Here is a 20,929-nt window from a genome sequence, read left to right as displayed (position 1 = left end):
CCTCCAATAAATTAGGGCTCTATATTACGATTGTAACATAGAGCCCTTTATTCATTTAATTTTTAGTCTTCGACGGTCAAACGGAGACTTAGTTCTTTCAGTTGACGATCGCTGACTTCAGATGGTGCATTTGTCATCGGATCGAATGCTTTACCATTTTTAGGGAAGGCAATGACTTCACGGATGTTTGTTTCACCTGCAAGAATCATTACTAAGCGGTCCAATCCTAGTGCTAATCCACCGTGTGGCGGGAAGCCATGATCGAAGGCGCCCAGCAAGAATCCAAATTGTTGTTCTGCTTCTTCAGGCGTAAATCCAAGTGCTTCGAACATTTTCTCTTGCATCTCACGTGTGTTGATACGTAATGATCCGCCGCCGATTTCGTAACCATTCAAAACAATGTCGTATGCTTGTGCACGTACTTGTTCTGGATGTTCTTCCATTAATTGGACATCTTCTTCTTTTGGACGTGTAAATGGATGGTGAAGCGCAACATAGCGTTTTTCATCTTCATCGTATTCCAGTAGTGGCCAATCAACAACCCATAGGAAATCAAGTTTTGACTCGTCAATCATTTTAAACTCACGCCCAAATTTCAAACGTAGTTCTCCTAGTGATTGTGCAACAACTTCTTTCTTGTCTGCTACGAACATTAATAAGTCACCTGGTTCAGCGCTCATCGCAGCAACCAACGTTTCGGAATCTTCTGCAAAGAATTTCGCAACAGGGCCATTCAAGCCTTCTTCAGTTACTTTAACCCATGCAAGACCTTTAGCTCCGTATTGTTTGATGTAGTCAGTTAAGCCATCCATATCTTTACGTGAGAAGTTATCAGCTTTTGCTTTTAGGTTTAAGCCTTTCACTTGCCCGCCGTTTTCCAATGCTTGTTGGAATACTTTAAAGCTTGTATTTTGAGCAAATTCTTGTAAATCGATTAATTCAAGACCGAAGCGTGTATCGGGTTTATCAGAGCCAAATCGTCCCATAGCTTCGTCATAGGACATGCGTGGGAATGGCACTTGAATATCTTGTCCCAATGTTTCTTTGACAACTTTTTTCATCATGCCTTCAGTCAATGTTTGAATTTCTTCTGCAGACATAAAACTTGTTTCTAAATCGACTTGTGTAAACTCAGGTTGTCTGTCGCCACGTAGGTCTTCATCACGGAAACAACGTACGATTTGGTAATAGCGGTCAACTCCTGCACCCATCAATAATTGTTTGAACAATTGTGGTGATTGTGGCAATGCATAGAAAGTTCCTGGGTAAACACGAGATGGAACGACGTAGTCACGAGCCCCTTCTGGTGTTGATTTTGTTAAGTATGGTGTTTCTACATCTAGAAATGCTTCATTGTCCAAATAGTTACGGATTGCTTTCGTTGTTTGGTGACGTAGTTTCAAGTTTTTCATCATTCTAACTTTACGTAGATCCATATAACGGTACTTCATACGCAATTCATCTGCAACAGGTTGGTCATCATCGATTGTAAATGGCGGTGTTTTCGCTTTAGCTAAAATAGCTGCTTCAGTCACTTCCAATTCAATTGTACCTGTATCGATGTTTGAATTTATTTGCGCTTCTTCACGCAAAACAACTTTACCAGTTACTTCAATAATGTATTCATGACGCATGCTTTCTGCTAATGCAAAAAGTTCAGCATTCTTTTCTTGATTAAAGACAACTTGCATAATCCCTTCACGGTCACGTAAGTGGATAAAGATTAACCCACCCAAGTCACGACGGCGGTTAATCCAACCTTTGATAGTAATTTCTTGGCCGATATACGCTTCAGTAATCAAACCACAATACTCAGTTCTTTTCTTCATCTTTATCTACTCCTTCATATTCCGGTTATTCTTTACCAAAGAATTCTTTAAATGCAGTCATATCTGTTGTGTTTGTATTAAACACTGTTTCGAAATCATCGTAAATATCTGCAAATGAGACGGTTGCTTCTTTACCCGTTTCCATCACTTTCAACTTAGCCGTCTTGCTGCTAAGCTCGTCTTCTCCAACCGTAATTACGACTTTAGCGCCACTGCGGGATGCAGTACGAAATTGTGCTTTTACTTTGCGGTCCATATAATCACGGTCACAAGAGAAGCCTGCCCCACGGATTGCTTGCGCCATCTTCAATGTTTCAAGATTGGTGTTTGCACCTAGGCCAACAATATAAACATCTAGTTCGGATAGTTCTGGAATTTCAATTTCTTGTTTTTGAATCATCAGTACTAAACGTTCCAAGCCTAAACCAAATCCAAAGCCAGGATCGCTTGGTCCACCGATTTCTTCAACCAGTCCATCATAGCGGCCACCACCACAAATAGTCGTTTCAGCTCCGAACACTTTAGAAGTTGTCATAATTTCAAAAATAGTATCTTGATAGTAGTCCAATCCGCGAACCATGTTGCTGTCGATTTCGAAAGGAATATCAAGTGCTGTTAACATTTCTTGTACCATTTCGAAGTGTGCTTTCGATTCTTCAGATAGGAATTCTAGAATGCTTGGTGCGCCAACAATGATTTCTTTATCGCGCTTATCCTTACTATCCAATACACGTAGCGGATTTTGGTGCAAGCGTGTTTTTGAATCTTCACTTAAATCCTCAAAATGCGGCTCCAGGAAAGCAATCAGCGCTTCACGGAATTTTAGACGTTCTTCCTTCTTACCAAGCGTGTTGATAACCAACTTGATATCTTTCACACCGATTTCTTGCAATAAGTCCCAAGCAAGGGCCATAGTTTCAACATCTACCGCTGGGTTCGTGCTTCCGATTACTTCCACACCTAGCTGGTGAAATTGACGGCTACGGCCACTTTGCGGACGTTCATAGCGAAACATTGGGCTTAAATAGTAAACTTTGAATGGTTTAGGAAATTCTGGGCCAAATAGTTTATTCTCCACATAAGCACGTACGATTGGTGCTGTACCTTCTGGTTTCAACGCGAGTTGACGATTGCCTTTATCTTCGAAGACATACATTTCTTTCGAAACAATATCACTTGTATCACCTACACTACGTGAGAATAAGTCATAACTTTCAAACATTGGCGTGCGAATTTCTGAAAACTGGTAGTCATGCATCAAAATCCTCGCAGTTTCTTCGATATAATGCCAAATATTCATCTCATCGAGAAAAATGTCAGCTGTTCCTTTCGGTTTTTGAATCATGTCTATCTCTCCTTAAATTTTAATATTTCTATTTTTTTGTAAAAAAATAGCCCTTCTCCCATCTGGGAAAGGACGTTCTGAGGACGCGGTACCACCTTTATTCGAGAGCCTTTTGCTCTCCTTTTGCAAGTAACGCCTGCAGCGTGGTAGCTTTGCACTACCAATCCTCCAACCTGTCTTTCAAATTAATCTAATGGAATAAGCTTACAGCCACGGCTCATTCTCTCTTGGCAATTCAATTAATTTTACTCTTGTCTTCAACGGAAAAATAATAAACTAAAGATACAGGATATGTGGCTTTTTGTCAATAGTTAAATGTTAATGGGATTTCTTTGAAAAGGCTTTGCATATTAATTCTTTAATTTGCTATAATGGTGAGTAGATATAGATTGGCAGAGGGGGGCGAAGATGAAACCGTTACGAATAAGTAGAAATGTGATGCTTGCCTTGCTGGTCATTTTCTTTATGGGTCTTGGTTCTTTAGGAACCGTAGCCTTGGCAAATTACACGAACATTATAGTAGAAGCTAGTACTGTCAACGTTCGACTTGGTCCTGGTTTAGGTTATGATATTCTAACTCAGGTACAAGGCGGATCAATGGTTAATGTTTTAGACGAAGAAAATGAATGGTACAAAGTCCGACTTGATGACGGCCGTATTGGTTGGGTTGCGAGCTGGCTGATAAATAATACAGAAGTTGCTGCTTCACAAAATCTGGTTGCCACGATAAATGAATATTCAGTTAATCTGAGGGCCGAAAACAATGAGCAGGCAGAAGTAATCGGTTCGGCTGAAGCTGGCGAAGTATTCACTCTTCTTTATGAAGAGAATGGTTGGAGTCAGATTCACTATAACAACCAGACAGCATGGGTGTTATCTGAACTGGTAACTATTACTGCTGGGACACTACCGAATGAAAATACAACTGATACTACTGAACAAGTAGCGACTCCAACTTCACAAGACTCCGTTGTTGTGTTGCAAGACAATGTGAATGTGCGTTCTGGACCAACTCTTCAAGATGGCGTCATAGAAGTTGCGAATGCAGGCGCTGTTTATGCCTTCCAAAATAATATAGGCGATTTCGTGGAAGTTCTAACCAACAATGGTGAGACGGGTTATATCGCGAATTGGCTAGTTGAAAGTTCTGTCGCTACAACGACACAAACACGTGTACCTGCAATTACAACAACGCTATCAGAAGCGACAATTGTTATTGATCCGGGTCACGGTGGTGCAGATCCTGGGGCAATCGGTGATTACATGTACGAAAAACAAGCAACCGTTGACACAGCAGCGATTATTGCTCAAAAACTGGAATCTGTTGGAGCCAACGTTATTTTGACGCGAACTGGTGATGAATCGATTTCATTGGAGGAACGTGCTTACCTAAGCAATAGTTACGGAGCAGACCTATTCATAAGTATTCACTATGATTCAACGCCTGAAGGTGTCTATGCTACTGGAACTACGACTTATTATTATGCTGATTCCGACAATTATGTTGCTGATCTCATTAATGATGAGTTAAGCAAAAATCTACCGTTGCCGAATAATGGCAGCCGCTTTGGGAATTTCTTAGTATTGCGTGAAAATGCACAGCCAGCTATTTTACTGGAGCTAGGATATATGAATAACCCAGATGATGTTGCTACTTTTAATACATCTCACTATCAAAATCTGGTAGCTGACAGTATATTGAACGCTTTAACGGATTACTTTAATAACTAAATAAACAAATAGACTGGCCGGGAATTTATCCCTGGTCAGTCTATTTGTTTTTCGCCAGTATTTGGAACGTTTTAAGCGAAAGTAAAGAGAGATATGTTCCAATCCACACTGATTGGAACATTTTAACAAAAATAAAGGGACCAAACGTTCCAATAACTATTTATTGGAACGTTTTACTCAACTTACAACTCCAAAATGTTCCAATCGACAAAACAACACAAAAAAACTGAACTTGTTAACGGAAGCCTCTCGTTAACAAGTTCAGATAGTCCTACAGTTACACGTATCAGATTGAGACAACTATGATTTTATGGCTGCCTTATTTCGTCCTGCCTTTTTTCCCACTCTCTATTCTTACGTTTACCCTATTTATTCTTACTGTCAATTAAAATTGTGACTGGTCCGTCGTTTATTAATTGTACTTGCATATGAGCGCCAAACTGTCCCGTCTTGACAGTGAAGCCTTCAGCTCTCAAGGAAGCATTCAATTTTTCATAGAGTAAGTCGCCTGTTTCCGGTGCGGCTGCTTCAATGAAACTTGGACGGTTCCCTTTTTTTGTGTTCGCTAAAAGCGTAAATTGTGAGATTGAAAGAATTTCACCCGCAACATCTTTTAAAGCAAGGTTCATTTTTCCTTGTTCGTCTTCAAAAACTCTTAAATTCGCTATTTTACGAGCAAGATAATCTACATCCACTTCCGTATCCTCTTGACCCACACCGACAAGCAGCATAAAGCCTTTTTTAATCGCGCCAAGGGATTGCCCTTCCACGGAAACTGACGCTTCGGAAACCTTTTGGATTACAACACGCATGAATTTCCCTCCAACTTTAAGATGTTACACGGCGAACGCTGTATACATCCGGAATGTTCTTAATCTTATCAACGATTTTATCGAGCTGACTTAAATTTTGAATACCAATTTTAAGTGTAATTACAGCAATCTTATTCTTATCGACTTTTCCGTTCACACTCGTTAGGTTTTTAGTTGTTGAATTGACAACGTGAAGAACTTCATTCAATAAACCAGAACGGTTATAGCCCTCGACCATCAGCTCTGTTTCATAGTCAATATTAGCATTACCACGGTCTTCCCATTCTACTTCAATAAAGCGATTTTCGTTTTCCTCAGTCATTTTTGCATTTGGACAGTCATTGCGGTGGACTGAAATACCGCGTCCCTTAGTGATGTAGCCGATGATCTCATCGCCAGGAACAGGATTACAACAATGGCTTATTCTGATTAATAAGTTATCTGCTCCTTCAATGACAATCCCGCCTTCATGACGGATTTTCATTTTATTAACTTCTTTTTTCGGAGCTTTTTGTTCCACTGTTTCCATGACTTCTTCTTGTTTCACTTTTTCGCGTTCTTTACGTGCCTTTTCAGTGAGGCGATTTACTAACGTAAAAGCGGATAGTTCGCCAAAACCAACGGCTGCCAACATATCTTGTTCACTTTGCATATTGAATCGTTGGGCAGCATCTTTCATTGCTGTTTTGGTAAGAATATCTTTCGGCACAAAATCCATATCTAGGAGTTGTTTTTCAACTAAACTACGCCCTTTTTCGATATTTACTTCCCGATCTTGCAACTTGAAGAAGCGTTTGATTTTATTTTTCGCTTTGTTGGTTGTAACCAGGTTGATCCAGTCACGACTAGGCCCAAATGAATTTGGTGAGGTCATCATTTCAATGATGTCACCATTTTGGAGTTTATAATTCAACGGAACAATTTTATTATTTACTTTCGCTCCAATCGTTTTATCACCAACTTCGGTATGGACATTATAAGCAAAATCAAGCGGACCTGCCCCACTTGGCAACTCCATTACGTCACCTTTTGGCGTAAAGACATATACTTTGTCCTTGAAGATATCTTCTTTAACACTCTCCACAAATTCACTTGCATTACGGGAGTCATCTTGTAAATCGATTAAATCACGGAACCAATTGACCTGATTTTTAATCGTATCCGATTCATTTTTGGTAGTAATACCCTCTTTATAAGCCCAGTGAGCCGCAACCCCGAACTCAGCGATCCGATGCATGTCTTCCGTACGGATTTGGATTTCAATCGGTGTTCCTCTCGATCCGATAACGGTTGTATGTAACGACTGATACATATTTGCTTTCGGCATAGCGATATAGTCCTTAAAGCGACCCGGCATTGGTTTCCATTTTGTATGGATTGCACCTAAAACGGCATAACAATCTTTAATGGAATCAACAATAACACGAACAGCCAGTAGGTCATAAATTTCACTAAATTGTTTCTTTTGGTCCTTCATTTTACGGTAAATGGAATAAATATGTTTCGGACGACCATAAATATCCGCCTGAATGTTCAGTTCATCAATTGATTCAGAAATTTTTTCGATTGTATCGGTAATATACTGCTCGCGTTCATACCGTTTCGAATTCATCAAATGAACAATCCGATAATATTGTTGGGAATTAAGATATCTTAACGCTGTATCTTCCAGCTCCCATTTTATACGGTTAATCCCCAAACGGTGCGCTAAAGGCGCATAAATTTCGAGCGTTTCATTAGAAATGCTTCGTTGCTTATCAACGCGATGGAATTTCAGTGTCCGCATATTGTGTAATCTATCGGCTAATTTGACCATGATAATCCGGATATCATTTGCCATCGCTAAAAGCATTTTCCGGTGATTCTCAGCTAGTTGTTCTTCATGGGATTTGTACTTGATTTTCCCTAATTTTGTTACTCCGTCTACTAGGACCGCTACAGTTTTTGAGAATTCTGTTTCGATATCTTCTAAAGTGTAATCTGTATCTTCCACAACATCATGAAGAAACCCTGTCGCGATTGTGTCAGGATCTAGTTTTAGTTCTGCTAAGATTGCAGCAACTTGTGTGGGGTGTACAAAGTACTCTTCACCTGATTTACGAAATTGTCCGGAGTGAGCCTGTTCAGAGAAATCCGCTGCTTTTTGTACAAATGCCACGTGGGATTCGTTCATATAGGAGGCACAGAGTTCAATGACTTCCTCTTTTGTATAATCTTTGTTTTTTGGCATTTGGTCACATCCTTCACTTACGAATAGTTATTTCTAATTATTATACGTCATTTTTGTTAATTTCGCCATTAAGGAGTAAAAAAGAGACTGAGAAAAGTCCCAGCCCCTTGAATTTTGCTATGAGTAAATTACTTGTTAGAAGTCGCTTTCCACTCTTCGACAATATTTTTTCCGCTTGAAGCGCCTAAACGTGTCGCACCCGCATCAATAAATGCTAAAGCGTCTGCGTAGGTTCTTACTCCACCGCTCGCTTTAACGCCCATATCCGGCCCAACTGTTTTTCTCATCAAGGCAATATCTTCCAAGGTAGCTCCACCAGTTGAAAATCCAGTTGATGTTTTCACGAAATCTGCTTTCGCTTCTACTGCAGCCAAGCATGCTTTTTCTTTTTCTTCGTCTGTTAACAAGGCTGTTTCAATGATAACTTTCAGAATTGCTTGCCCTTTAACTGCTTCGGCAATTGCAGCAATTTCTTCACGGATTGTTTCGAAGTCGCCAGCTTTTGCAGCCCCTATATTAATAACCATGTCTACTTCATGTGCCCCATTTTGAACAGCTTGTTTCGCTTCAAATGTTTTTACCTCTTTAGTGTTTGCACCATGCGGGAAGCCAATAACCGTACAGACTTTAACGTCGGTTCCATTTAAGAATGAACTTACTTTACTTACCCAGTATGGTTGAACACAAACAGACATAAAGTCATAAGCGATTGCTTCATCGCACAAAGCTTTAATTTCTGCTTCTGTTGCTTCTGGCTTTAGTAATGTATGATCAATATACTTGTTTATCAGTGTCATTTAATACAACCCCTTTTATTTTAGTAATTCTGTTTGATAGGATATTGCTGATAGAGCATACAATGGCGCTGTCTCAGCTCGTAAAATCCGCGGTCCCAAACTACATGTCAGGAATCCGGCAGTGGTTAATTGATCAATCTCGCTTGGATCAAGACCACCTTCCGGTCCGAAAACGATAAGCACCTTATCGCTAGACTCTAATTTTCTTAATGTTTCTGCAAAAACACCAAATTCGCCTTCTTTTGCATTCTCTTCATAAGCAACCAATTTATGCTTGAATGTTTCACTAAAAGAAATGAGTTCAGCGATTGGCATGGCTTCTTGAATAACGGGCACATGCTGACGATGTGATTGCTCGGCTGCTTCTTGTGCAATGCGTGTATAACGCGCAATTTTCTTTGTCATTTTCGCAGCATCCCATTTAACCACAGAATGCTTCGATGGAAATGGCACCACCGAATGAACGCCTAATTCCGTCGATTTTTGGATAATCAGTTCCAGTTTATCTCCTTTGGACAACCCGCAAGCAATCGTAATATGAACAGGTAATTCACTTGTTCGATTATCTTCTGCTACCCACGCTATTTCTACTGATTGCTCATGAAAGGCAACAACTTCAGCAATACAACTGTTTCCATCCGAATCGGTGACATATATTTTTGTCTCCGGCTTAAAACGCATCACATTTTTCATGTGGTGGTAATGTTCCTCACCAAGATGAATCGTAGAATCCTTGAATGTATCTAGGGATTCCTTAATAATGTAACGTTGCATTAGTCCATCTCCACTTCTTTTTTACAGATGAGACAATGCCAGTCTCCTGAAATTTTTGCCTGCTCAATAACAAATCCACGCGACAATAATTTTTCTTCCAACTCTTCGCGTTTCGAATTAATTATTCCCGATAAGATAAAGTAACCATTATCTTTCAAGTTATCCCAGGCATCATCTACCATTAACATTAATATTTCAGCCAAAATATTCGCAACGATTAAATCGGCATTGGCATTTTTAATCCCATTCAGTAAGTTATTAGGCTCTACTGTGACATCATTAGCATACTGATTTAAAGCAATATTTTCTTTTGCTTGTCGCGTTGCGATTTCATCGATATCAAATGCATGGACTTCCTCTGCTCCCAGGGCTTTAGCTGCAATACTCAAAACACCAGAACCAGTTCCGACATCAATAACTTTCTCTCCGCCGCGAATCGTTGTTTCCAATGCTTCAAGTGACAATTTTGTTGTCGGGTGTGTCCCTGTACCAAATGCCATTCCCGGGTCCATAACGAGCAGTTTTTCGTCTTCTTGTTCTTTCTCGTATGTTTCCCAAAACGGAACAACTGTTAAATAACGCGTGATACGGACAGGATAATAGTAAGCTTTCCAGGAATTCTCCCAGTCTTCTTCCTTAACATCATTGATTAACAGCGTGTATTTACCAAGATTTAATTCTGTAATCGTCATATTCGCCATACTATCTTTAATTAACGCCAGTGTTTCTAAGAAAGATTCTGTATCTGGGTAATAGGCTTTCACCAATACGTCATCCTCTTCACCCGGCAAAGGCCGTTCATCTTTCAAGATGCCAGAACCATCATCAATTAAATTAGCATAATCCAAACCATCTTCAATTACAGTTCCTTTTGCACCGGCTTCTAGCATTAAATTTGCTGTTGCTTCAACTGCTTCTGTGGTTGTTACAATTATAACTTCATTCCACTTCATTATTTTTCACGACTCCTTCAGGTAATTCTGATGGATACGAATAGATTGAAGTGTCAAAACGCGATGTGTCTTTTAAAGTTTGAAGCGTACTGAGATAGTTTTGATTATTCCATTTAATTTCAAAATGGTCATACGCATCACTCATCAAAAATTCTTCCAATTCAACGACGGCTTCACCAATGACTAAACGCATCGTTTTGCATATGGCATCTATCAAACCACCACTCACACCTTTTTCGTCATCAAAAGCGATTGTCGCTAAATAGTTATCGTCTTTCAATACACCCAAATTGGGATGAAATAGCAGTACTACATCCTCGAAGACAAAGTGATCACTACTGTTGACGCTCTGATATTTATCCGTCAGTTTTGTATTCTCTGGTGCTTGAACTTCTAGCATTAAAATAATCTCAATCTTCTGTTCACGTTCAAACCATTGAATGCGCCACTCGCAAGGAAAATGAAGTGCGTTCATCGTATCAGTAATACGTTCAATCATATTGTTTCGCATATTGTCACCCTTTCGATTCGTTCCTGATGGTATTAGTTTACCAAACTTTTATTACAATAACTATCGCTGTTACCCCATGTCCGAAAATTGATTAACCGTAATTATATTGTTACATTTGTATGGGTCCAAAGTTTGTATTCACGTCGTATTTTTGATATACTCAAGAAGAAGTTTATTTATAATAAATATGGAACTAACTCCTTTGAGACTAAATAAGACACAATAAAGAGGTGCAGGTAATGGCTGATAAAAACTTATCAACAAAAGATATTCTACAAAAAGAATTTAAGAATGCAATGCGTGGCTACAATGTAAGTGAAGTAGACGAATTTTTAGACTTAATTATTCGTGACTATGAATCTTATCAAAAAGATATTACTTACTTACAAAGTGAGAATGAGCGTTTACGTGGACGCGTAGATGACTTAACAAAACAGGCAGCGACAGGTAGTCGTTCGCAAACATCCGCAGCTCCAACAACGGGTGTTACAAACTTCGATATTCTAAAACGTTTGTCTAACTTAGAGAAGCATGTCTTCGGTTCTAAGCTTGAAGATCGTCGTGATCATGAAGTTGAAACTTCATTTGAATAATTAAGGTAAATAGCATATAATGTATTATTGTCGGGTAAAACCGATATGACTGTAAATTCTGGGTAATCGCGATCATCATCTGATGGTTGAGGAAAGTCCATGCTCGCACAAGCTGAGATGCTTGTAGTGTTCGTGCTTAGCGAAAAAATAAGCTAAGGCAATTTTATATTGACGGCGAAAGAAACGGCTAAGGCTTCGGCTATGCCCGAGTATTTTGTAAAGTGCCACAGTGACGATACTATTCTGGAAACGGTCTAGGTGGAACGGGTAAACCCCTCGAGCGAGCAACCCAAACTTTGGTAGGGGCACTCTTTCTAAGGAAATGAACGAGGGAAAGAGGCAGAAATGCAGATAGATGATTACCATCACATTAAAGTGCCTGACTTTTTTGTGAAACAGAACATGGCTTACAGGGATTTACAGTCCAGGTATTTATTTTAGATCATTTGCTGGGGGCGGGACAAAGGTCCTGCCCTTTTATTATGAAAATTTATTTATTATGAAAGGAGAAATTTCATGACCTATCAATTAGTAGCGACTGCAGCAAGCGGTATTGAAGCAATTACAGGAAAAGAATTGAAAGATATGGGCTATGAGGTGCAAGTGGAAAATGGTAAAGCATTTTTCAAAGGCTCAACTGCTGATATTATCAAAACGAATCTTTGGCTTAGAACAGCTGACCGCATTAAAATCATATTCGGCGCATTTGAAGCAAAAACATTTGATGACCTATTCGAACAAACGAAAGCATTACCTTGGGAGGATATTTTACCAATGGATGCGGCGTTCCCTGTTTCTGGTAAATCTGTTAAGTCTACTTTATACAGTGTACCGGACTGCCAATCAATCGTAAAAAAAGCAATCGTAGATCGTTTGTCAGATGTTTATTCACGTCGTGCCCGCTTACCTGAATCAGGTGCTGAATATCCAATCGAAGTTTCTATCCTTAAAGATGAAGTGAGTTTAACTATCGATACCAGTGGTTCAAGTTTGTTCAAACGTGGGTACCGTACTGAAAAAGGTGGCGCGCCTATCAAAGAAAATATGGCTGCTTCTTTAATTAAGTTAACATCATGGTTCCCTGACAAACCCTTCTATGACCCAACATGTGGCTCTGGAACAATTCCAATTGAAGCTGCTTTGATCGGGTTAAATATTGCGCCTGGTCTACAACGTTCATTTATATCAGAAGATTGGAACATTTTTGCTGCAGATGAATGGAAAACCCTTCGTACAGAAGCGAAAATGGCCGCAAATTATGATGTAGAATTAGACATTTTAGGAACTGACCTTGACCAAAACATGATTGAAATTGCGAAACGGAATGCTGAAAAAGCTGGCGTTGAAGATTTTATCGAATTCAGACAATTAGCATTAAAAGATTTCAAAACAGATAAAGAATATGGCGTTATCGTTTCCAACCCTCCTTACGGTGAACGTTTAGACGACCAAGAATACGTAGAGAATCTCTATAAACAAATGGGACAGGCTTTCAAACCGTTAGAAACATGGAGTAAATATATCATTACAAGTGATTTGAACTTTGAAGAATTCTACGGCCAAAGAGCAACCAAGAAACGTAAGCTTTACAACGGTCGTTTGCGAACAGATTACTTCCAATTTTGGGGTAAAAGAAGACCAAGACCTAACAAATAAATAGCAATAAAAACCCGTTGCCAGGAATTTTCCCAGCAACGGATTTTTGTGTCTATCATTTTTTCTTATTCATACCTTTTCTAGCCAGTTGATCGGCCCCGCTGTTTTCTTTTTCGGGAATCCACTTCAAGTAAAAGTGAGGAAAGCCTTCCAATTGTTTAAAAATGCTTTGTAAGAGAGCCAGATGATTCTCTTTCCGGCTATACCGCTTTTCCACTGCATCTACTAACATCTTACTGTCAGAATGACAAAGGATGACATCCTTTTCTTTGTTCGTCTTCAATAAGTAATCTAACGCATAGTGAAGAGCTAAAATTTCAGCCTCATGGTTATCGTAATCACTATTGAGCTTTTCACTAATTTGCGTTTGTTGTTTTGATTCGATAATGAGAATACCAATGCCCGAAATATCTTTCTTCGGATTAGCAGCACCATCAATAAACATCTTAATCATGCGCCATTAATTCTTCTTTCAGTTCAGGAGTTTCTTCTGTTCCTATTAGAACATCTGTTGCTTGCGGTCCTCTTGCGCCTTCCACCACTGTGAATGTAACAAGTTGTCCTTCTTTAAGTGTTTTAAAGCCTTCATTGTTAATTCCGGTAAAGTGGACGAAGACATCTTCTTGATTATCCAACCTCTCGATAAAACCATAGCCCTTTTCATTGCTAAACCATTTAACGATTCCGTTAGTCATGAGAGACCCTCCTTCGTTTTTGAAAATCATAAACAACGATATGACTAATTATAGTCTGCAAACGTTTTTACGTCAATAAATCGAGACCTTTTTCAACTTCATTAATGTAGAAATCATACTCGGAATCTTCTCCGGGATGTGTAATTGCCTGAAGCCATCTGGTAGAATCTTGGAAAAAACGATGCTCGAAAGGATAAAAATATAACGTATGTAGCAGAAGAACTTCCTCTAGATTTTGTTTTTCAATGATATTGTGCCCTTTTACTTCTTCGATAACGGCTAATCCTTCCAAATAAAAAGTAGAATGAACTGGCGAATGGAGAAAAATTGGAACAACAGAATCGGTGATTCCATGCTTGGTTACCGAGAAAGCTGTCTTAGATGAGCGTTCAGATAAATGGTTCAACAATTCGGTTTTTATTAAGGAATGGACAGCCTCATCGCTTAGCAGTGGTCCGATTATTGTTTCAAAATCGTCGTTAGTGAGGATACTTAAAGACTTCACGAACGCGACTTGTTTAAAATACGGTTCTTGACTAATAGATTGGCTCTTACTAACTATTTCATCTCTTTCTATTTCTGTTTGTCTTTTTTTCTCTTCAGTAATCCGTTCTAAGTACTGTGCAAGAACATTTTCTAAATACGCATATTCAGCTTTATTCTTGAGCATTGCCCATCTTTGATTAATCTGTTTTTCTGCCTCAGAAAATTTGCCTGCATCGATTAAAAGCGTTATGAGTAATAAATCCATCTCTTCTACAGTTGTAGCATTATAAAGGCTTTCTTGGTACTTCGTTATTAAATACAACGCATTTTCTGCTTGGTTCTGACTTTGTAATAGGCTCACGCCAATGTTAAATAACTCATCGTCCATTTTAATGGCAAGGGCTTTATCAATAAACGCGACGGCTTCCTCGAAGTTACCGGACATTAGCGCGTCCATTGCATTCTGAAAATAAATCTCGAAGTTATTGGGGAATGGAACAATTGTCATCTTCAACCTCCTAATATCACTAGCTAAATGATAACAAAAAAAGCTTACCAATCACACTGTATTGGTAAGCTTTCCTTAAAATTTTCGAAATCTTTCTTGGCGTTGTTGGACTACTTGGTCCGGCGTCCACGCCATCATTTCTTCTAATGCTGCTTCTATTTCTTCGCGAATCCGATTCATGAGCTCCGGTTTCGTCAATCTGACTTTCCGTCTCGTTTCAGAAATGACTTTGTCAACGACTGTCAGATCCAATAAATCGGGTGGCGTTAATTTCATTATTTCAGCCGCTTCTTTAGAGCGGGAAGAATCTTTCCAAAGAATAGATGCAAATCCTTCTGGTGAAAGAACGGAATACATCGTATTCTCTAACATCCAGACTTTGTTCCCCATGCCGAGTGCTAGTGCACCTCCGCTCCCGCCCTCGCCAATAAAGATGGAAAGAATAGGAACACGCAACTGTGACATAACCAAAAGACTCTCTGCAATGGCTTCACCAATGCCTCTATCTTCTGAATCAATATCGCAATAAGCACCCGAAGTATTAATAAACGTGACGACAGGACGATTAAAACGTTCAGCTTGTTTCATTAAGCGAATGGATTTCCGATATCCTTCTGGATTCGGTGAACCAAAGTTGCGGTGGATATTTTCTTTTAAATCTTTTCCTTTTTGCGTTCCGATAATTGTTACGGGCTTGCCATTTAATTTAGCAATCCCACCTACAATAGCAGCATCCTCACCGAACTTTCGATCCCCATGAAGTTCGAGAAAGTCACTAAAGACACCTTCCGCTAATTCTAATGTGGTCAAACGCTCCGTGCTACGTGCATTATCAACAATGTGGTTCGCATAAGATTCATTACTCATCCTGATCCCTCGCTTTCTGAGGCGTATGGATTTCTAGTAAAAATGCCAACGTATCCCGTAATTTATTCCGGGGAATGATGTTGTCAATGAAACCTTTGGTGAGTAAATGTTCCGCCGTTTGAAACCCTTCCGGGACAGAAGCTTTAATCGTTTGCTCGATAACACGTTTACCAGCAAAGCCAATAGTAGCACCGGATTCAGCCAAAATGACATCTCCCTGCATCGCAAAACTTGCTGTGACGCCGCCTGTTGTCGGATCTGTTAATACTGCGAAGTAAGGCAAGCCTGCTACATTTAAATTAGAAATAGCAGCACTCACTTTCGCCATCTGCATCAGGGACATAATTCCTTCTTGCATACGTGCACCACCTGATGCCGTAAAAATGATAACTGGTAAGCGTAAGGATAGCGCCTGTTCAATAGCTCGTGTTAACTTTTCACCGACAATGGTTCCCATACTTCCCATAAAGAAAGTAGAATCCATCACACAAAGAACTGTTTCATAGCCTTTAATTAAAGCTTTCCCCACTACTACAGCTTCGTCAGTTTTTGTTTTTTCTTTCGTTTTCATCAACTTTTCAGTATAGCCGGGGAAATCAAGCGGATTAGATAGAGGCATTTCTGCATACCACTCCTCAAATGAATCACCGTCTACAATTAATGCAATCCGTTCAGATGCGGATATGCGGAAGTTATAATGACAGTGAGGACAAACCTGATCTGCACCTAAATCTTTTGCATAAATCGTCTTTCCACAACTCGGACATTTTTTCCAAAGTCCTTCTGGAACAATGGGTTTTTGGTTTACTTCTTCTTGGGTTGAGGAAGGTTCCAAAGGAATATATGGACGTTTTCGAAATAGTTTCATTTCCTCACCTCTTGCCTTCTAGTAATTAGGGTTGCCAATTAGGTAAAAAAGTTGTCTGTAAATAGTCGGTATCGAAATTACCATAAACGAAGTTATCATCATTCAAAATAGCCTGTTGGAATTCGCGATTTGTATCCACGCCTTCGATGACTAATTCATGAAGAGCCCGTTTCATTTTAGCGATGGCTTCTTCTCGATCTTCGCCTTTAGTAATGATTTTGGCAATCATTGAATCGTAAAAAGGCGGAATCGCATAGCCTCCATACATTGCACTTTCGACACGTAATCCATTTCCACCACTTGGCAAATAGAGATATTCAACCGTTCCAGATGATGGCCTGAATCCTAATTTTGGATTTTCGGCGTTAATACGGCATTCAATTGTATGACCGGTTAATTTTACATCTTGTTGTTTAATCATTAATGGTTTTCTGCTGGCAATTCGCAATTGTTCTTTAACGATATCAATGCCTGTAGCCATTTCAGTAACCGGATGTTCAACTTGGATACGGGTATTCATTTCCATAAAGTAAAACTTCTCATTCGTATCAACTAAAAATTCGATTGTACCCGCATTACGGTAATCAACATGTTTCGCTGCTCGAACAGCTATTTCTCCCATTTTTATCCGCGTTTCATCAGAAATGAATGTTGAAGGTGACTCTTCCAGGACCTTTTGATGGTTCCGCTGTAAAGAGCAGTCACGTTCCCCTAAATGGATAACATTCCCGAATTCATCGGCTAAAATTTGTACTTCGATGTGGCGTGCTGGACTGATGATTTTTTCCAAATACATCCGATCATCACCAAAGGCTGCCTTCGCTTCCGCTTTAGCCTGACTGAATAATGTTGCTAATTCACTGGCTTGCGAAATTTTACGCATCCCTTTTCCACCACCACCGGCTGCGGCTTTCAAGATAACAGGATAACCCAACTCTTCTGCTTTTACTTCAGCCTCTTCAACCGTTTTTATGTACCCTTTGCTACCGGGAATAACGGGAACATTCGCTTCCATCATCGCATTTCGGGCATTCGATTTGTTACCCATCAAGTCAATCGTCTCAGCTTTGGGACCGATAAAAACGATATTCATTTCCTCACACATCGTAGCGAAAATACTGTTTTCAGATAAAAATCCGAATCCCGGATGAATCGCTTGCGCACCGGTAACGACTGCAGCACTCAAAATGCTCGTCATATCAAGGTACGAATCAGATGCTCGAGCCGGGCCGATACAAATGGCTTCAGTTGCGAGTTGCGTATGCAATGCCTCACGATCTGCTTCAGAATAGACAGCAACCGTCTGGATACCCATTTCATGGCATGCACGTATAATTCGAACGGCAATTTCACCGCGATTTGCTATCAAAACTTTTTTCAGCATCGTTTATCTCCCAATAATAAATGTCATTTCAACTTCAGCAACTTTTTTGTCTCCAACAAACGCTTGTCCGTATCCAATGCCAGCGAATGTTTTTAATTTAATAATATCAACTTGTAGACGTAGAACGTCACCAGGAACAACTTTTTGACGGAATTTAACTTTGTTAAGTCCTCCTAAATAAGCTGTTTGCCCTTTGAAACTATCCAGTTTCAATAAAGCAATCGACCCAGCTTGGGCAAGAGCTTCAATAATTAGAACACCTGGCATAACAGGTTCTCCAGGGAAATGTCCTTGGAAGAAATGTTCGTTAATTGTTACATTTTTAATAGCAACAACCTTTTCACCTGGAATAAGTTCCTCAACTTTATCGATAAAGAAAATCGGGTAACGGTTAGGGATGATCTCCATAACTTCTTGTGCTGTTAATACGCTCATTTTATACGCTCCTTTTAGATAATACGGAATAATGGTTGGTTGTATTCGACAACTTGGCCATTCTCTACCAATATTTCTACTATTTTTCCTTCTTGTTCGGAATTAATTTCATTCATAATTTTCATTGCTTCCACTAAACAGAGTACTTGCCCTTCTTTAACGGTATCGCCCACTGAAACATATGCATCAGCTTCTGGATTTGCTTGCAAGTAGACCACTCCGACGATTGGAGATGTAATCAATTTGCCTTCTTGTTTTACTGCCGCTGCTTCTGCTGGTTCAGCCAAAATAGCTTGCGGAATCGCTAAGGGTGCTGATTCTTCTCTTGATTCAGACTTGGCATGTGTTTCAACTATTTTATTTTCGTTTTTAGATAAACGTAGAAAGATACCGTCTTTAGAATATTCCATTTCTTTCAAGCTGGAAGCATCGATTAAGGCAATAAGTTCTTTAATATTTTCGTAATCCACTAGGCTTCCTCCCACTTTTTGAAACATAGGACAGCGTTATGACCACCAAAACCTAAAGAGTTATTCAGTGTATAGCGTACTTCTTTCGCACGTCCTACATTTGGAATGTAATCAAGATCACATGCTTCGTCCGCCACTTGCAATCCGCGTGTTGGTGGAACAAAATCTTCCATTAGCGCTTTAACACAGGCAATGGATTCAATCCCACCTGCAGCACCTAATAAGTGTCCGGTCATACTTTTCGAACTTGAGATAGCAACGTTTTTAGCGTTATCTTCTCCTAACGCATATTTAATCGCTTTGGTTTCTGAAGAATCATTAGCTGGTGTACTTGTTCCATGGGCGTTGATATAGTCAACTTCAGAAGCATCTATCCCTGCTTCTTTCATCGCCATCTTCATTGCTTCACCAGCACCACTACCGTCCACACTTGGTGCCGTCATATGATAAGCATCAGAATTTGTTCCGTAGCCAACAACTTCAGCTAAAATGTTTGCCCCACGTTTTTGCGCATGTTCTAAGCTTTCCAACAACAATACGCCGGCACCTTCACCCATAACAAAGCCGTTTCGTTCTTTGTCAAATGGAATTGAAGCTCGGTCTGGATCAGTACTTTCAGATAAAGCTGTTAAAGCCGCAAACCCGGCAATACCAATCTTACAGATTGTTCCTTCTGCTCCACCTGCCACAATCGCGTCTGAGTAACCATGTTTAATATTTCGGTACGCTTCACCAATTGAGTTGGTTGCAGATGCACAAGCTGTCACGATGTCCAGTGATGTACCTTTGGCCCCAATCTTTATGGAAGTATTTCCTGCAGCCATATTACCGATTGTCATCGGTACAAACATAGGAGGGACACGTTTAGGTCCTTTATTTTCCATTTTAATGATGCCGGACTCCATTTCATTTAGGCCACCGATTCCCGAACCGATAATAACGCCAAAACGTGTTGCATCTATTTTGTCGACTTCAAGTCCTGCATCTGCGACTGCTTGAACTGAGGCAGCAACAGCATATTGCGAATAAAGATCCATACGCTTGTATTCTTTGCGGTCCATATAAAGTGCTGGTTCAAAGTCTTTTACTTCAGCAGCAACTGAGATTCCTGTTTCACTTGCATCAAATTTCGTAATTGGAGCAATACCATTCTCTCCATTTTTCAGGCTATTCCAAAATGCGTCAACTGTATTTCCCAGTGGCGTAATGGCGCCCATTCCTGTAATAACTACACGATTCATTTTGTTCCTCCCTACATATACATGCCGCCGTTAACGCGGATGGTTTGACCAGTAATATATTCGTTTTTACTCAAGAAAATTGCTGTATCAGCAACATCTTTGGCATGTCCAAATTTCTTTAATGGAATTTGTCCAAGCATTGCTTCTTTTACTTTGTCGGAAAGTGCATCCGTCATATCTGTTTCAATAAATCCAGGTGTAATCGCGTTACATGTGACGCCGCGCATCGCTGCTTCACGCGCAACCGATTTAGTCAGTCCAATCAGTCCCGCTTTGCTGGCCGCATAGTTTGCTTGACCAGCATTACCTGTTTCTCCTACAACACTGGATACGTTAATGATGGCGCCTGCTTTTTGTTTCAGCATAATTGGCAAGGCATGACGAATTGTATTAAAGCTTCCTTTTAAGTTCACTTCATACGTCGCATCAAAATCTTCTTCTGCCATACGCATAATCAACTTGTCACGGTTCATACCCGCGTTATTTACTAGAACGTCGACCGATCCCAACAATTCTTTCGCTCGTTCAATCAAATGCTTTGCAGATTCGAAATCACTTACGTCTCCTAGAATTGTTTCGACTTTTACACCATAGCCTTCTAACTTACTTACCATTTCTTCCGGAATCGCTTTACGGGCATTCAAAACGATATTGGCACCTTGCTTCGCAAACGCTTCAGCTATTGCCTCGCCAATTCCACGGGAACTACCTGTCACGATAACTGTTTTACCTGTTAAATCCAAT

21 protein-coding genes, 1 other RNA gene and 1 other annotated feature are annotated in these 20,929 nt (G+C 39.9%); of the genes, 4 read left to right on the top strand and 18 right to left on the bottom strand.

From position 1 onward, the window contains the following. Positions 1-62: 62 nt before the first annotated feature. Both aspS and hisS read right to left on the bottom strand, forming a co-directional pair. Positions 63-1,829 (bottom strand): aspartate--tRNA ligase, encoded by a 1,767-nt coding sequence (gene aspS, locus G7058_RS00435; protein ID WP_166061707.1) that lies wholly within the window; start codon positions 1,827-1,829, stop codon positions 63-65. A 25-nt stretch (positions 1,830-1,854) separates the two neighbouring features. Further along, on the bottom strand, positions 1,855-3,174 hold the full coding sequence (hisS, locus tag G7058_RS00430) for a histidine--tRNA ligase (protein ID WP_166061706.1): 1,320 nt from the start codon (positions 3,172-3,174) through the stop codon (positions 1,855-1,857). Between the two features lie 65 nt (positions 3,175-3,239). Further along, positions 3,240-3,444, bottom strand: a binding site (T-box leader). A gap of 138 nt (positions 3,445-3,582) precedes the next feature. Here hisS and G7058_RS00425 point away from each other — a divergent pair. Then, a complete protein-coding gene (locus G7058_RS00425) occupies positions 3,583-4,905 on the top strand; it encodes an N-acetylmuramoyl-L-alanine amidase (protein WP_166061705.1) in 1,323 nt (440 codons plus the stop codon). A gap of 365 nt (positions 4,906-5,270) precedes the next feature. Here the strand turns inward: G7058_RS00425 and dtd are convergent, their stop codons facing one another. The 6 genes from dtd to G7058_RS00395 form a co-directional block, all read right to left on the bottom strand. Next, positions 5,271-5,717 (bottom strand): D-aminoacyl-tRNA deacylase, encoded by a 447-nt coding sequence (gene dtd, locus G7058_RS00420; RefSeq protein WP_166061704.1) that lies wholly within the window; start codon positions 5,715-5,717, stop codon positions 5,271-5,273. A gap of 16 nt (positions 5,718-5,733) precedes the next feature. Then, positions 5,734-7,947 (bottom strand): RelA/SpoT family protein, encoded by a 2,214-nt coding sequence (locus G7058_RS00415; RefSeq protein WP_166061703.1) that lies wholly within the window; start codon positions 7,945-7,947, stop codon positions 5,734-5,736. A gap of 128 nt (positions 7,948-8,075) precedes the next feature. Next, entirely contained in the window at positions 8,076-8,744 is a 669-nt protein-coding gene (deoC, locus tag G7058_RS00410; RefSeq protein ID WP_166061702.1) for a deoxyribose-phosphate aldolase, read from the bottom strand. Positions 8,745-8,759: 15 nt separating this feature from the next. After that, positions 8,760-9,518, bottom strand: a complete 759-nt coding sequence (locus G7058_RS00405) for a 16S rRNA (uracil(1498)-N(3))-methyltransferase (protein WP_166061701.1) — start codon at positions 9,516-9,518, stop codon at positions 8,760-8,762. Further along, positions 9,518-10,471, bottom strand: a complete 954-nt coding sequence (gene prmA / locus G7058_RS00400) for a 50S ribosomal protein L11 methyltransferase (protein ID WP_166061700.1) — start codon at positions 10,469-10,471, stop codon at positions 9,518-9,520. The genes G7058_RS00405 and prmA overlap by 1 nt, the downstream gene beginning before the upstream one ends. Continuing rightward, the gene (locus G7058_RS00395; protein WP_166061699.1) at positions 10,458-10,982 is read right to left on the bottom strand and encodes a DUF3013 family protein; all 525 of its coding nucleotides are present in this window, start codon (positions 10,980-10,982) and stop codon (positions 10,458-10,460) included. Before G7058_RS00395 ends, prmA begins: the two co-directional genes overlap by 14 nt. Positions 10,983-11,221: 239 nt before the next feature. Here G7058_RS00395 and gpsB point away from each other — a divergent pair, with 239 nt between their 5' ends. The 3 genes from gpsB (at position 11,222) to G7058_RS00380 (ending at position 13,231) form a co-directional block, all read left to right on the top strand. Further along, the gene (gene gpsB, locus G7058_RS00390; RefSeq protein ID WP_166061698.1) at positions 11,222-11,575 is read left to right on the top strand and encodes a cell division regulator GpsB; all 354 of its coding nucleotides are present in this window, start codon (positions 11,222-11,224) and stop codon (positions 11,573-11,575) included. Between the two features lie 54 nt (positions 11,576-11,629). Then, positions 11,630-11,990, top strand: an RNA gene (gene rnpB, locus G7058_RS00385) — RNase P RNA component class B. A gap of 101 nt (positions 11,991-12,091) precedes the next feature. Continuing rightward, positions 12,092-13,231, top strand: a complete 1,140-nt coding sequence (locus tag G7058_RS00380; protein ID WP_166061697.1) for a THUMP domain-containing class I SAM-dependent RNA methyltransferase — start codon at positions 12,092-12,094, stop codon at positions 13,229-13,231. 55 nt (positions 13,232-13,286) lie between these two features. Here G7058_RS00380 and G7058_RS00375 read toward each other — a convergent pair whose 3' ends face one another. From G7058_RS00375 to fabG, 10 genes are all read right to left on the bottom strand, one after another. Further along, the gene (locus G7058_RS00375; protein ID WP_166061696.1) at positions 13,287-13,685 is read right to left on the bottom strand and encodes a ribonuclease HI family protein; all 399 of its coding nucleotides are present in this window, start codon (positions 13,683-13,685) and stop codon (positions 13,287-13,289) included. Next, entirely contained in the window at positions 13,678-13,926 is a 249-nt protein-coding gene (locus tag G7058_RS00370; RefSeq protein WP_166061695.1) for a cold-shock protein, read from the bottom strand. The genes G7058_RS00375 and G7058_RS00370 overlap by 8 nt, the downstream gene beginning before the upstream one ends. 67 nt (positions 13,927-13,993) lie before the next feature. Further along, on the bottom strand, positions 13,994-14,920 hold the full coding sequence (locus G7058_RS00365; protein WP_166061694.1) for a hypothetical protein: 927 nt from the start codon (positions 14,918-14,920) through the stop codon (positions 13,994-13,996). A 75-nt stretch (positions 14,921-14,995) separates the two neighbouring features. Continuing rightward, positions 14,996-15,787, bottom strand: a complete 792-nt coding sequence (gene accA / locus G7058_RS00360) for an acetyl-CoA carboxylase carboxyl transferase subunit alpha (RefSeq protein ID WP_166061693.1) — start codon at positions 15,785-15,787, stop codon at positions 14,996-14,998. Further along, on the bottom strand, positions 15,780-16,655 hold the full coding sequence (gene accD, locus G7058_RS00355; protein WP_166061692.1) for an acetyl-CoA carboxylase, carboxyltransferase subunit beta: 876 nt from the start codon (positions 16,653-16,655) through the stop codon (positions 15,780-15,782). The genes accA and accD overlap by 8 nt, the downstream gene beginning before the upstream one ends. A 25-nt stretch (positions 16,656-16,680) precedes the next feature. After that, positions 16,681-18,039: an acetyl-CoA carboxylase biotin carboxylase subunit gene (locus tag G7058_RS00350; protein WP_166061691.1), complete on the bottom strand. Its 1,359-nt coding sequence runs from the start codon at positions 18,037-18,039 to the stop codon at positions 16,681-16,683. Between the two features lie 3 nt (positions 18,040-18,042). Further along, positions 18,043-18,474, bottom strand: a complete 432-nt coding sequence (fabZ, locus tag G7058_RS00345) for a 3-hydroxyacyl-ACP dehydratase FabZ (RefSeq protein ID WP_166061690.1) — start codon at positions 18,472-18,474, stop codon at positions 18,043-18,045. A gap of 14 nt (positions 18,475-18,488) precedes the next feature. Next, positions 18,489-18,944, bottom strand: coding sequence for an acetyl-CoA carboxylase biotin carboxyl carrier protein (gene accB, locus G7058_RS00340; RefSeq protein ID WP_227004455.1), 456 nt, complete (start codon positions 18,942-18,944; stop codon positions 18,489-18,491). After that, entirely contained in the window at positions 18,944-20,185 is a 1,242-nt protein-coding gene (gene fabF / locus G7058_RS00335; RefSeq protein WP_166061687.1) for a beta-ketoacyl-ACP synthase II, read from the bottom strand. Before fabF ends, accB begins: the two co-directional genes overlap by 1 nt. Before the next feature lie 11 nt (positions 20,186-20,196). Continuing rightward, positions 20,197-20,928 carry a 3-oxoacyl-[acyl-carrier-protein] reductase gene (gene fabG, locus G7058_RS00330; protein WP_166061686.1) on the bottom strand — a complete coding sequence of 244 codons (732 nt, stop codon included), beginning with the start codon at positions 20,926-20,928 and terminating at the stop codon, positions 20,197-20,199. Position 20,929 lies beyond the last annotated feature (1 nt).

The sequence above is a fragment of the Jeotgalibaca porci genome (assembly GCF_011299095.1).
Taxonomy (GTDB): domain Bacteria; phylum Bacillota; class Bacilli; order Lactobacillales; family Aerococcaceae; genus Jeotgalibaca; species Jeotgalibaca porci.
Note: the sequence above shows the minus strand (reverse complement) of the source record. Positions and strands in the feature narration are given on the sequence as shown.